Below are 13,144 nucleotides of genomic sequence, written 5' to 3'. Positions count from 1 at the left end.
GCCCGTTGGTGGCTGGCCCTCGCCTATTGTGCGGCCAGACCGTTGCGTCGGATCACCTCGGCGTACCACCTGGCGCTGGACTTGGGGATGCGGTTCTGGCTGTCGTAGTCGACGTAGATCATGCCGAACCGCTTGGTGTAACCCCAGGCCCACTCGAAATTATCCATCAATGACCAGGCGAAGTAGCCGGCCAGGGGCACGCCGGCGCCGATCGCGGCGTGCGCGGCACGCAGATGGGCGTCGAAGTACGCCAGACGGTCGATGTCGTCGACCCGCCCGTCCACCACCTCGTCGACGAAGGCCGAGCCGTTCTCGGTCACGTAGAGCGGCAGGTCGGTGTACTCCTCGTGCACCCGGCGCAGGGTCTCCACCAGGCCGGGGGCGTCGATCTCCCAGTTCATGTCGGTGACCGGCACGCCCCGGTGGACGAACCGGACGTCCTCGCTTCCCGGCCAGCAGGACGCCGCCGGCCCGCCCGGCTCGGCCGACGAGGCCGACGAGGCCGACGAGGCTGGCGCGACCGGCGCGGCCACCACGTGCCGGCTGTAGTAGTTGATGCCGACCAGGTCGAGCGGGCTGGCGATGGTGGCCAGGTCACCGTCGCGCACGTGGCCGAAGTCGGTCACCTCGCGCAGGTCGGCCAGCAGGTCCGCCGGGTACGCCCCGCGCAGCAGCGGGTCGAGGAAGAACCGGTTCGCCAGCGCGTCGATCCGCCGCGCCGCGTCCCGGTCGGCGGGCGCGTCGCTCGCCGGCGTGACCGGGTAGAGGTTGACCGTCACGCCGACCTCGGCCTGTGGCCGGGCCGCGCGCAGCGCCTGCACGGCCAGGCCGTGGCCGAGCATCAGGTGGTGCCCGGCCCGGACCGCCTCGGCGCCGTTGGTACGGCCCGGCGCGTGCACCCCGGAGCCGTAGCCGAGGAATGCCGAGCACCACGGCTCGTTGAGGGTGGTCCAGTGCCGCACCCGGTCGCCGAGCGCCTCCGCGACCAGCGCGGTGTAGTCGGCGAACCGGGCCGCGGTGTCCCGGGCCGGCCATCCCCCGGCGTCCTCCAGCGGCTGCGGCAGGTCCCAGTGGTAGAGGGTCAGCCACGGCTCGATCCCGTGCCCCAGCAGCTCGTCGAGGAGCCGGCGGTAGAAGTCGAGCCCGGCCGGGTTGGCGGGGCCGGCGCCGCCGGGCTGCACCCGGGGCCAGGAAACCGAGAACCGGTACGCGTTGAGGCCCAGCCCGGCCATCAACGCGACGTCCTCGCCGAGCCGGTGGTAGTGGTCGCAGGCCACGTCGCCGGTGTGCCCGCCGACCACCCGGCCGGCGGTGTGGCTGAAGGTGTCCCAGATGGACGGCGTGCGACCGTCCTCGGCGGCCGCCCCCTCGATCTGGTACGCCGCGGTCGCCGCGCCCCACCGGAAGCCGGGCGGAAACCTCAGCGCCGGCCCGTGGTCGAGAACGCCGACGGCGGGCGGGCTGGCGGGGTTGCTCACGACTTGACGGCACCTTCCATGATCCCGCCGATGATCTGGCGGCCGAACAGGACGAACACGATCAGCAACGGCAGGGTCGCGAGGGCCGTGCCGGCGAAGAGCGCGGTGTAGTCGGTCTGGTAGAGACCGGACGAGAGGATCTTGAGGGAGTACTGCACCGTCGGGGTGTCCGGGGTCAGCACGATGAACGGCCAGAGAAACTCGTTCCAGGTCTGCATGAAGGTCAGCAGTCCGAGGATCGCCGCGGCCGGACGCAGCGCGGGCAGCACCACGTTCCAGTAGATCCGCCAGGTCGAACAGCCGTCGAGGCGGGCCGCCTCGATCAGCTCGTCGCTGATCGCGGACATCGCGTACTGGCGCATCATGAACACGCCGAAGCCCTGGACCAGGAACGGCACGATGACGGCCTGCAGGGTGCCGGTCCACTCCAGCTCGACCATCATCAGGTAGAGCGGAATGATCCCGAGCTGGGTCGGCACCATCATGGTCAGCACGATCACCAGGAGCAGACCGTTGCGGCCGCGGAACCGGAGCTTGGCGAACGCGAAGCCGGCCAGGCTGGAGAAGAAGATCACCGAGACGGTGACGATGCTCGACACCACGGCCGAGTTGACCAGGCCGTAGATGAACGCGGCGTCCTCGTTGGCGAGCATCCGCTCGATGTTCTCGAAGAGCATTCCGCCCGGCGTGGGCGGCATCTCGTAGACGGCGCTGTTGTCCCGCGAGGCGATGATGAACGACCAGACGATCGGGAAGATCGACAGTACGCAGCCGATGACCAGCGCGAAGTAGGTCAGCGGGCTGGCCTGCCAGAGCCTGCCGCCCGGCGTGCCGCGCCGTCGACGGCGCTTGGGGTCCTCCGGTAGCGGCGCGACAGATCGAGGGAGGGCCTGGGTGGTGGTCACTTCTTCTCCCCCTTCACCGAGCGCCGGACGAGCGCAAAGTTGATCAGCGCGAAGATGACGATCATCAGGAAGAGCAGCCAGGACATCGCCGCGCCGTAGCCGTACTCGGCGTTGCCGGTGAACGTCTGCTCGTAGATGTACATGGCCAACGTCTGGAACTCGTGCTCCGCGCCGCCGCGCACCATTCCGTGGCCGTACATCAGCGGCTCGGTGAAGATCTGGAAGCCACCGATCGTGGAGATGATGACCGTGAAGACGATGGTCGGGCGGATCAGCGGCACGGTGATCTGCCAGAACTGTCGCCACGCCGAGGCGCCGTCCAATGAGGCCGACTCGTAGAGGTCCTTCGGGATGGCCTGCATGGCGCCGAGGTAGATCAGGGCGTTGTAGCCGGTCCAGCGCCAGTCGACCATGAAGGCGATCGCCAGCCAGGAGGCGTACCGGTTGTCGCGCCAGGCCACGGGGTCGACGCCGACGCTGCCGAGCAGCCAGTTCACCAGGCCGTACCGGTCGGCGAAGATCAGCGCGAAGATGATGCCGACCGCCGCGACCGAGGTGATGTTCGGGACGACGATGCCCATGCGCAGCAGGGTGCGGCCGCGCATCTGACGGTTCATCAGGTTGGCGAGCAGGAGCGCCACGATGAGCTGCGGCACCGTGCTCAGCAGGAAGATGCCCACCGTGTTGTACGCGGCGTTCCAGAACTGCGCGTCCACCAGCAGGTCGCGGTAGTTCTCCAGCCCCGCGTACTCGCGGGTGCCACTGAGCAGCTCGTAGTCGAAGAGCGAGACGTAGACCGTGTAGAGCAGCGGAAAGAGACCGAAGATCCCGAACAGGACGAAGAATGGCGCGACGTAGAGGTAGGGCGAGTACTTGAGGTCCCAGCGGCCGAGCCGGTACGAGGAGCGGCGGGGCTCTGGTCGCTGGCGGGGTGGCGTGGCGGTCCGCCGTGGCGGCGCCGCGCCGACAGTGGAGCTCATGGCAGGTCCTTCCGGGAAAAGGGGAGCGGCCTCGGCGGCGCCCACACCCTGCCGGGGACCGAGCGCCGCCGCCGGCTCACGGCACGTCGTGTCCGTGAGCCGGCGGGTCACCGGCGGATCAGGCGACGGCCTTCTTGGCCTCGTTCATCGCCTTGGTCCACGCGGCGTCCGACCTGGTCTGGCCGCGCTCGGCCGCCTGCATCTGCGGCTCGACGATGGTCTCCCAGACCTGCTGGTGCTTGGCGCCGAGGAAGACCGGCTTCATGTTCTTGACGCTGTCACCGAAGATCTGACCGATCGGGGCGCCACTGAAGTACTCGCTCGTCTTGCCCTTGAAGGCGGGGTCCTCGATGCCCGGGATGCTGGAGGGCATCGCGCCGGCCTCGTTGAACGCCGCCAGGTGGCCCTCCTTGCTGGTCAGGTACTTGGCCAGCAGGTACGCCTCCTTCGGGTGCTTGGTCTGCGCCGGGACGGCGAGGTAGGAGCCGCCCCAGTTGCCGCCGCCGCCCGGGATCTTGGCGATGTCCCACTTGCCGGCGTTGGTCGGGCCGGAACGCTGGGCGATGATGCCCTCGGTCATCCAGGCCGGGCAGGGGATCGTGGCGAAGGCGTTGTTCTTGAACGCGGCGTCCCAGTCGGCGCTCCAGCGCTGCGCCTTGGCGGTCAGCCCGTCGGCGGCCATCTGCAGACCCAGGTCCCACGCCCTGCGGACGACCGGGTTGGTGTCACCGATGAACTTGTTCTCCTTGTCGAAGAAGAACGTCTCGGAGTTCTGCATGACGTACGGCTGCATCAGGCTGGTGGCGCTGTCCAGCCACGCCGCCTTGACCTTGCCGCTGTTCTTGAACTGACGGCCCAGCGCGACGTAGTCGTCCCAGGTGCTGATCTTCTGGGAGACCGCGTCCCGCTCGGTGGGCAGGCCCGCCTGCTGGAACAGGTCCTTGCGGTAGCACATGGCCAGGCCGCCGACGTCGGTGCCGAGCCCGATCAGCTTCTTGCCGTCCGGCGTCATCGCGTTGTTCCACTTCCACTCCGGGAAGTTGGACTTCAACTCGCTGGCGCCGAGGTCGAGCAGGTTGCTGAACTTGTCGTGGTTCTGCACGTACTGGAGCAGCACACCCTCTTCCAGACCGACCACGTCACCGGCGCCGCTGCCCGCCGCGAGCCACTGCACCAGCTTCGGCTGGAAGTCCCGCAGCTCGCCCATCTTCTGGTGCTCGACCTTGATGTTCGGGTTGGCCGCCTCGAAGTCCTTGATGGCCTTGTCGTACCCGAAGTTGGAGAAGGTCTGGAGGACGAGCTTGACCTGCCCGTTCTCGCCACCTGCCCCGTCGTCGTTCTTCTTGCTGCACGCGGTGCTGCCGAGGGCCACGCCCACGGCGATCGCGACGACCGCGGCAGTGCGGAGCTGGCGCCTGATGACGCTCATCCCTGACCCCTCTCAGGTGGGTGATTCGTGTGGTGGTTCCGGTGCCTGGCTGTGCGGGCTCTCCGGTCGCTGAACCCGCGTGGCGGCTACCTGCCCGCCCCCGAGCCGCGCATCGGGCAGTGCTGACGCTCACGCATCGGGAGCGCTCCCATGAGATTGCGGGCACGTGTCGAGAGTGTCAATAGAGCCTTGGGAGCGTTCCCAATTTGTTACCGGCACCCGCCGCGCGCGGTGACCGGCCGAGGGCACGCGGGACCGGCCGCCACCGGGGCGGCCGTGCTCAGCGGATCAGCAGAAGCGGCGCAGCAGGGTGCCGGCACGCCCGGCGTCGAACGCGCCCGGATCGAAGCCGGCGCCGGCCCAGTCCCGCATGGAACGATGCTCCGGATGGCCCGGATCGGCCAGCGCGACGAGCAGCCCCTGGTAGCCGGGCGCACCACCGACGTCCTCCGGCGGGCCGGCCCGCTCACCGTCCAGACAGGTCGGATAGCGCTCTTCCGGGTCGGCGGTGACCGCGTCCTCGACCACCAGGTCGTGCTCCCACCAGTCACCGAAGTCGTAGGTGTACTGGAACCGGCTGCCCTTGCCGAGCACCGCGTCGAGCCGGACGTCGAGCTCGTCGTGCAGCGCCAGCTCGCCGTCCGGGTCGGGCTCGCCGTACTGGAGCCCGTCGATCTCGAACGAGTGCAGGTGGCAGTCGCGCCAACCCATCGCGTGCTGGATCACCCGGTGCAGCCGGTCGAGGGTGTAGCCGGCCGGCACCAGCACCCGGCGCCACACCGGCGGACGGACCCCGGCCAGGGAGATCCTCAGCTGGAAGATCTGACGCGGCATGCTGTCTCATCCCCCCTCGCTAAGCTGCGAGCATGATCTGCGGAGCGTGCCGGGCGAAGCGGCACGGCGACTGTCGGGGTCGGAACTGGTGCGACTGCCAGCACCGTACCCCCCGACCGACCCCTCCGGTCACCGGTCCGGCCAGCGAATGAGCGTCGGAATCCCGATCGACCGGATCTGGCCGGCGGGCGCCTCGGACCCGCTCGACGACGCCGCGCTGACCACCCTCTACGGACGGGCCGACCGGCCGCACCTTCGGGTGAACTTCGTGTCCAGCCTCGACGGCGCGGTGGCCCTGGACGGCTACTCCGCCGGGCTCTCCGGCGAGCCGGACAAGCGGATCTTCGGCCTGCTGCGGATGCTCTGCGACGCGCTGGTGGTGGCCGCCGGGACGCTGCGCCACGAGGGTTACCGCGCGCTGCGGCTGGACGAGCGACGCCGAGCCTGGCGTCGCGAGCACGGCCTGCCCGAGTACCCGACGCTGGTGGTGGTCTCCGGCGGGCTCGACCTCGATCCGACCCAGCCCGTCTTCGCCGACGCGCCGGTGCGGCCGGTGGTGCTCACCCGCGCCGACGCCGTACCTCCGCCCGGGCTCGCCGAGGTGGCCGACCTGGTGCGCTGCGGCACCGACCGGGTGGACCTCGTCGCCGGCCTCGCCGAGCTGCGGCGGCGCGGCCTCGACCAGTTGCTCTGCGAGGGTGGGCCGCAGCTCTTCGGCGCCCTCACCGGAGCCGACCTGGTGGACGAGCTGTGTCTCACCGTCGCCCCGCTGCTCGCCGGCCCCGGCCCGGGCCGGATCACCGCGGGCGAGGCCTCCCCGCCGCGCAGTCTCGCGCTGCGGCACGTCCTGGCCGCCGGCGACGGGGTGCTGATGCTGCGCTACGCCCGGCACTGACGGCGCGGCGGTCGCCGTACCCGGATCGGCACGCACGGTGCCGGTCTCGTGACGCTGCGACCGGCGGGGCCGCGCACCGGCGTGGCGTCCGCCGCGTCGCGTGGCAACCTGTCGTACTACTCGGGCAGGATGCAGGACGTGTGCCCCGACCGCGATGACCAGCCGACCGGAGTTGCCTGATGACCGATGACGGGTTCGACGGCCCGGGCGAGGTGGTCGGCCGCGTGCTCGGCACCGCCGACGCCACCCCGCTGCAGTTCTGGACGGCCGTGGCACCCGGCAGCTACCTCCAGCTCGACGACGTGGTGGTCACCCGGCGCGAGCTGCCCGACCGGGAGCCGGTGACCATCGCCGGAGTGGTCACCCAGGTGCGGGCCCGGCACGAGGGCGCCCAGTTCGACTCCGACGTCTTCGCCATCGCCGACGGCACCCTGCCCGCCCAGGTGCAGGAGGCGGCCGAGGTGACCACCACCCGGGTCGACCCGGAGTTCTACGTACCGCCGACGCCGGGTGCGGTGGTACACCGCGCCGAAGGCGACGCCCGGGCCCGGGCGCTGCACTTCGACCGGATGGAGCGGCGGATCCCGATGGGGATGGGTCGCGACGGGGTGCCGGTCTACCTCAACGCCGACTTCCTCGACGGCAGCCGCGGCGCGCACGTCTCCATCTCCGGCATCTCCGGCGTGGCCACCAAGACCAGCTTCGCCACCTTCCTGCTCTACTCGGTCTTCCGCTCGGGCGTGCTCGGCGGCGACGCCGTCAACGCCAAGGCGCTCATCTTCAACGTCAAGGGCGAGGACCTGCTCTTCCTCGACCACCCCAACACCCGGCTCGACGACGCCACCCGCGCCGGCTACGCCAAGCTCGGGCTCGACGCCGGCGCCTTCCCCGACGTCCGGGTCTACGCCCCGCCCCGGGTCGGCGATTCGTCGGGCACCCCCGACGTGAGCAGCCGGCTCACCGGCGTCGACAGCTTCTACTGGACGCTCAGCGAGTTCTGCGCCGACCGGCTGCTGCCCTACGTCTTCGCCGACGCCGACGACGAACGCCAGCAGTACACGATGGTGGTCCACTCCGTCGCCGCCCACCTGGCCCGCTACGCCCAGCCCGCCGACGGCGGGGTGAGCATCGACGGGGTCCGCCTCGGCACCTACGCCGACCTGGTCGACCACGTCGTCGAGCAGCTCAACGACGACGAGACCCGCTCCGACTGGGCCGGCAGCGCGGTCGGGCTCGGCACCGTCAACGCGTTCGCCCGGCGGCTGATCGGCAGCAAGAAGGACCTCGGCCGGCTGATCCGGGGCGACCTGGCCACCCGCCGCCCGCACAGCATCAACACCACCGAGAGCGCCCAGGTCACCGTGGTCGACCTGCACAACCTGCCCGACCGCGCCCAGCGGTTCGTGGTCGGCGTGACGCTGAAGAGCGAGTTCGAGCGCAAGGAGAAGGCGGGCACCGCCAAGCCGCTGCTCTTCGTCGTCCTCGACGAGCTGAACAAGTACGCCCCCCGGGAGGGCTCCTCCCCCATCAAGGAGGTGCTGCTCGACATCGCCGAGCGGGGCCGCTCACTGGGCGTGATCCTCGTCGGCGCGCAGCAGACGGCGAGCGAGGTCGAGCGGCGCATCGTCACCAACTCGGCGATCCGGGTGGTCGGCCGCCTCGACCCGGCCGAGGCGTCCCGACCGGAATACGGCTTCCTGCCGCCGGCCCAGCGTCAGCGGGCGCTGCTGGCCAAGCCGGGCACCATGTTCGTCAACCAACCGGACATCCCGGTGCCGCTCTGCCTGGAGTTCCCGTTCCCGGCCTGGGCGACCCGGGTCAGCGAGGCGGGCCGGGCACCGTCGCAGACCCTCCGCTCGATCACCCAGTCCGCGGACCCGTTCGCGGTGGTGGGCACCGGCGGCGGCAGCGACGACGACATCCCGTTCTAGGTGAGCATCAGCGGAGGGCGGGCACCGGTGAGCGCGAACGAAGGGCGGGCACGGTGAAGATCCTGCACACCTCGGACTGGCACGTCGGCAAGGTCCTCAAGGGCCAGTCCCGGGCCGAGGAGCACAAGGCGGTGCTGGCCGGCGTGATCGAGATCGCCCGTGCCGAACGGCCCGACCTGGTCATCGTCGCCGGTGACCTCTACGACACCGCCGCGCCGACGCCCGAGGCGACCCGGCTGGTGACCCGGGCGCTGACCGCGTTGCGCCGCACCGGCGCGGACGTGGTCGCGATCGGCGGCAACCACGACAACGGCGCCGCGCTCGACGCGCTGCGCCCCTGGGCCGAGGCCGCCGGGATCACCCTGCGCGGCAGCGTCCGGGAGAGTCCCGACGAGCATGTGATCGACGGCAGCACCGCCGGTGGCGAGCGGTGGCGGTTGGCCGCGCTGCCGTTCCTCTCCCAGCGCTATGCCGTCCGCGCGGTGGAGATGTACGAGCTGACCGCCGCCGAGGCGAACCAGACGTACGCCGACCACCTGGGCCGGGTGCTCGGCCGGCTCACCGAGGGCTTTCACGAGCAGGACCGGGTGCACCTGGTCACCGCGCACCTGACGGTGACCGGCGCGGCGGCCGGCGGCGGCGAGCGGGACGCGCACACCGTGCTCGGCTACGCGGTGCCCGCGACGGTTTTCCCGGCCACCGCGCACTACGTCGCGCTGGGCCACCTGCACCGCGCGCAGCGGGTCGAGGGCCCCTGCCCGGTGCGCTACAGCGGCAGCCCGCTCGCGGTCGACTTCGGCGAGCAGGAGAACGTCCCGTCGGTGACCATCGTCGAGGTCACCGCGAGCACCGCCGCCCGGGTCCGGGAGGTGCCGGTGAGCGCGGCGGCCACCCTGCGTACCGTCCGCGGCACGCTCGCCCAGCTCGCCGAGGTGGAGCAGCCGGACGCCTGGCTGCGGGTCTTCGTCCGCGAGCAGCCCCGGGCGGGCCTGCGCGAGGAGGTGCAGGAGCTGCTGCCCCGGGCGCTGGAGATCCGGATCGATCCCGAGCTGGTGCCCGCACCGGGCAGTGGCACCCGCGTCGCACAACGCTCCGGGCGCTCACCGCGCGAGCTCTTCGCCGACTACCTGCAGAGCCGGGGCCACGCCGACGACGGCGTCCAGGAACTCTTCGACGAGCTCTTCGAGGAGGTCGACCGCTGATGCGACCGATACGGCTGGACATGGCCGGCTTCACCGTCTTCCGCGAGGAGACCACCGTCGACTTCACCGACGCCGACTTCTTCGCGCTGGTCGGCCCGACCGGTTCGGGCAAGTCGACGGTGCTGGACGCGATCTGCTTCGCCCTCTACGGCACGGTGCCCCGCTGGGGTGGCACCCGGGGCCTGGGCAACGCGCTCGCGCCGTCGACGGCCGAGGCCCGGGTGCGGCTGGTCTTCGAGTCCGGCGGGGCCCGCTACGTGGCCACCCGGGTGGTCCGGCGGGACAGCCGGGGCAACGTGAAGACCGCCAACGCCGGGTTGCAGCTGATGCCGCCCGGCTTCGACGTCACCAAGCTGGAGACCGGGTTGAGCCCGGAGGATCTCGGTGAGGTGGTGGCGGGCACCCCGGCCGAGATGGACGAGGCGGTGCTGGAGGCGGTGGGGCTGCCCTACGAGCAGTTCACCAGCTGCGTGGTGCTGCCGCAGGGCCAGTTCGCCGACTTCCTGCACGCCAAGCCGGCCACCCGGCAGCAGATCCTGGTCAACCTGCTCGGCCTCGGCGTCTACGAGGAGGTGCAGAAGCAGGCCACCGCCCGCGCGGCGCAGGCCGAGGCGAAACTGGAGGGGGTCGACCAACTACTGGCCGGGCTCACCGACGTCGACGACGAGGCGCTCGATCGGGCCACCGGTCAGGTCGAGCGGATGAGCGAGCTGGCCGCGGCGGTGACCGCCGCCGTACCCGAGCTGGAGGCGGCCCGGGCGGCGGCGCGGGAGGCGACGGCGGCGCTGACCGCCCTCGACGCCGAGCTGACCGTGCTGGACGCGGTCCGGGCGCCGGCCGGGGTCGCCGAGGTGGCCCGGGCAGTGACCGACGCGCGCGCCGAGGCCGACGCGGCGGCGAACGCGGTGTCGCTGGCCGAGGAGCGCGAGGAGAAGCTCCGCGGCGAGCTGGCCGCCGCCGGCGACGAGAGCGCCCTGCGGCTGCAGCTGCGCGGGTACGCCGACCGGGAGAAGCTGGCCGGCGAGGCGGAGGTGGTCCGGGCGGCGATGGCCGCGGCCACCACCGAGCACGACGCGGCCGTCCGGGCGCTGACCGAGGCGCGAGCCGCGGCCGAGCGGGCCGAGGAGGGGCTGACGGCGGCGTTCCGGGCCCACGAGGAGGCGAAGGCCACCGATCAGGCGGTGGCGCTGCGGGCGCACCTGGTCGACGGCGGGCCCTGCCCGGTCTGCGAGCAGGTCGTCCCCCGGGTGCCGGCGGTGCCGGCCGGTTCGGCGGTGGCCGGGGCGGTCGAGGCCGGCAAGGCCGCCCGGGTGGCCAGCGAGGCGGCCAAGCGGGTGCTGCAGGAGCGCGACACCGCCGCCCGCGAGCTGGAGCGGGTGCTGGTGCAGGCCCGGACCCGGCAGGAGCAGTTGGACGCCCGGCTCGCCGAGCTGGACGGGCAGCTCGCCGGGGCCGCCACCGCCGAGGCGTTGCGAGATCAGCTGGCCGAGCACGCCCGGCTACGGCGGGCGCTGGACGAGGCGGCCACGGCGGTGCGGGCCGGTCGGGACGCCGCGCGGCGGGCCCGCGGCGCGGTGGACACCGCCGAGGAGCGGCTACGGGCGGCGTGGCGGCGCTTCGACTCCGTCCGGGACGGGCTGGCCCGGTTCGGGCCGCCGGCCGCCGACCGGGACGACGTCGCCGGCGCGTGGCGCACCCTAGCCGACTGGGCTGACGCGCAGGCGCGGCGCCGCCGGTCGGAGCGCGATGGCCTGGCGGCGGCGGTCGCCGAGGCCGACGGCGCGGCCACGACCGTGGCGCAGCGCATCGGTGGCATCTTCGCCGACGCCGGGCTGCCCGCCCCGGACGACCCGGTGCGTGCCGCCGCGGTCGCGCTCGAGCGGGCCGAGGCCGACCGGCGCCGGCTGGTTGAACGCCGCGAACAGGCCGCCGAGCTGCGCGAACAGCGGGCCGGACACGAGCGCCGGGCGCAGGTGGCCCGGGCGCTCGCCAGCCACCTGCGGGCCAACAACTTCGAGCGGTGGCTGCTGGCCGAGGCGTTGGACCTGCTCGTCGACGGAGCGTCCCGGATCCTGCGGGAACTCTCGGGCGGCCAGTACGACCTGATGCACGACAAGGGTGAGTTCTTCGTCGTCGACCACCACGACGCCGGGCTGCGCCGGGCCGTGCGCACCCTCTCCGGCGGCGAGACGTTCCAGGCGTCGCTGGCCCTGGCGCTGGCGCTCTCCGAGCAGCTCGCCGGGATGTCCACCACGGCGGCGAGCCTGGAGTCGATCGTCCTGGACGAGGGCTTCGGCACGCTCGACGCGGCCACTCTGGACACGGTCGCCGCCACCCTGGAGAACCTCGCCGCCCGGGGTGACCGGATGGTGGGCGTGGTCACCCACGTACCGGCGCTGGCGGAACGCATCCCGGTCCGATTCGAGGTCCGCAAGGACGCCCGCTCGGCCCGCGTCGAACGGACCGGCCGGTGAGCACGCCAGCGGGGCGGTTCTTCGTCGACGCGTGGGACCCGTCGTACGGTGCCTCGTTCGAGGCGTCCGCCACCGGTCCGGCCGCGCCGAGCAGCGCGCAGGTGGAGACGGACGCCGAGCTGCCGGCGGCGCAGTGGCGGGCGATCGACGTACAACCCGGGGTGCGGGCTCCCGACGTGGTGCTGCTGGTCGACGGGGTCCGCCGGATCGACGCCAGCATCTGGACGGCGGAGGCCGACGGCGGCTCCTTCCCGGGCCTGGCCGCCTCCTACGCCGCCGGGGTGGTCCGCTGCGACCTCGAGCGGGGCGCGGCGCAGCTGGCCGGCACCCGGGTGGGCCGGGGCCTCTTCACCGCCAGCCCGTCGGCCGAGGAGGTGGTCGCCGGGACGATCCGCTACCCGGTGCACCGGGTGGGCGGCACCGGCGAGCTGGCCAAGCTGCCGGCGGCGGTGCAGGGGCCGCTGACCGCGTTGGAGGTGGCGGTCTCCGACGCCGCCCGCACCGACGGGGACCTGCTGGTGGTGGACGGTCCGCTGCGTAGCCGCCGGCAGCTGCCCCGCACCCTGGGCTACATCAAGACCCAGCACAGCCAGTACCTGGACGCCCGGCTGACCGCGGTGGTGACCGGCCTGGCCGCCGGCCAGCGCTGCCCGGTGTTCCGGGTCGGCACCGCTTGGGGCGGCTGGTCCTGGTATCTGCGGCTGCCGGTGGCGGCCGGCGCGCCGTGGGCGGGCATCGTCCGGCTGGAGTGCTCCGCCGAGCTCGACATCGCCGAGGCGGTCGAGCTGGCCGACCTGTCCCTGGTGACGCTGCCCCGGTTCGCCTCCACGCCCTACAAGGATCCGCGGGCCCCGCAGAACCTGATCCCGATCGCCGGCCTGGAGCGCCGACTGCGGGCGCTGCTCGGCGATTCCCGACTGCTGCACCGGGCGCTCACCGCCGCCGCCCGCGCGGGCACCGTGCGCGGCTGACCTTCCACCACGCGGCGGGCCAGGTGGAGGCGCGGGCGGGCAGCT

At 72.5% G+C, this 13,144-nt stretch carries 10 protein-coding genes; 5 read left to right on the top strand and 5 right to left on the bottom strand.

What is annotated here, in order from left to right; translation table 11 throughout:
• Positions 1-23 precede the first annotated feature (23 nt).
• The 5 genes from ACIBBA_RS16825 to ACIBBA_RS16805 form a co-directional block, all read right to left on the bottom strand.
• Entirely contained in the window at positions 24-1,478 is a 1,455-nt protein-coding gene (locus tag ACIBBA_RS16825; protein WP_396698099.1) for a GH1 family beta-glucosidase, read from the bottom strand.
• Positions 1,475-2,275 (bottom strand): carbohydrate ABC transporter permease, encoded by an 801-nt coding sequence (locus tag ACIBBA_RS16820; RefSeq protein ID WP_396698260.1) that lies wholly within the window; start codon positions 2,273-2,275, stop codon positions 1,475-1,477. The genes ACIBBA_RS16825 and ACIBBA_RS16820 overlap by 4 nt, the downstream gene beginning before the upstream one ends.
• Before the next feature lie 104 nt (positions 2,276-2,379).
• Positions 2,380-3,363 carry a carbohydrate ABC transporter permease gene (locus tag ACIBBA_RS16815; protein ID WP_396698097.1) on the bottom strand — a complete coding sequence of 328 codons (984 nt, stop codon included), beginning with the start codon at positions 3,361-3,363 and terminating at the stop codon, positions 2,380-2,382.
• A 118-nt stretch (positions 3,364-3,481) separates the two neighbouring features.
• Positions 3,482-4,792, bottom strand: coding sequence for an extracellular solute-binding protein (locus ACIBBA_RS16810; protein ID WP_396698095.1), 1,311 nt, complete (start codon positions 4,790-4,792; stop codon positions 3,482-3,484).
• A gap of 288 nt (positions 4,793-5,080) precedes the next feature.
• A complete protein-coding gene (locus ACIBBA_RS16805) occupies positions 5,081-5,626 on the bottom strand; it encodes a plasmid pRiA4b ORF-3 family protein (protein WP_396698092.1) in 546 nt (181 codons plus the stop codon).
• A gap of 148 nt (positions 5,627-5,774) precedes the next feature.
• On the opposite strand from ACIBBA_RS16805, the gene ACIBBA_RS16800 reads away from it, so the two are divergent.
• The 5 genes from ACIBBA_RS16800 (at position 5,775) to ACIBBA_RS16780 (ending at position 13,099) form a co-directional block, all read left to right on the top strand.
• Positions 5,775-6,521, top strand: a complete 747-nt coding sequence (locus ACIBBA_RS16800) for a pyrimidine reductase family protein (protein WP_396698090.1) — start codon at positions 5,775-5,777, stop codon at positions 6,519-6,521.
• Positions 6,522-6,700: 179 nt separating this feature from the next.
• Entirely contained in the window at positions 6,701-8,452 is a 1,752-nt protein-coding gene (locus ACIBBA_RS16795; RefSeq protein WP_396698088.1) for an ATP-binding protein, read from the top strand.
• A 53-nt stretch (positions 8,453-8,505) separates the two neighbouring features.
• The gene (locus ACIBBA_RS16790; protein ID WP_396698086.1) at positions 8,506-9,654 is read left to right on the top strand and encodes an exonuclease SbcCD subunit D; all 1,149 of its coding nucleotides are present in this window, start codon (positions 8,506-8,508) and stop codon (positions 9,652-9,654) included.
• Entirely contained in the window at positions 9,654-12,128 is a 2,475-nt protein-coding gene (locus tag ACIBBA_RS16785; RefSeq protein WP_396698084.1) for an AAA family ATPase, read from the top strand. Before ACIBBA_RS16790 ends, ACIBBA_RS16785 begins: the two co-directional genes overlap by 1 nt.
• Positions 12,125-13,099 carry a hypothetical protein gene (locus ACIBBA_RS16780; protein WP_396698082.1) on the top strand — a complete coding sequence of 325 codons (975 nt, stop codon included), beginning with the start codon at positions 12,125-12,127 and terminating at the stop codon, positions 13,097-13,099. Before ACIBBA_RS16785 ends, ACIBBA_RS16780 begins: the two co-directional genes overlap by 4 nt.
• Positions 13,100-13,144: the final 45 nt, after the last annotated feature.

The organism is Micromonospora sp. NPDC051006 (assembly GCF_044456245.1).
GTDB lineage: Bacteria > Actinomycetota > Actinomycetes > Mycobacteriales > Micromonosporaceae > Micromonospora.
This window is presented reverse-complemented; position numbering and strand designations above follow the sequence as displayed.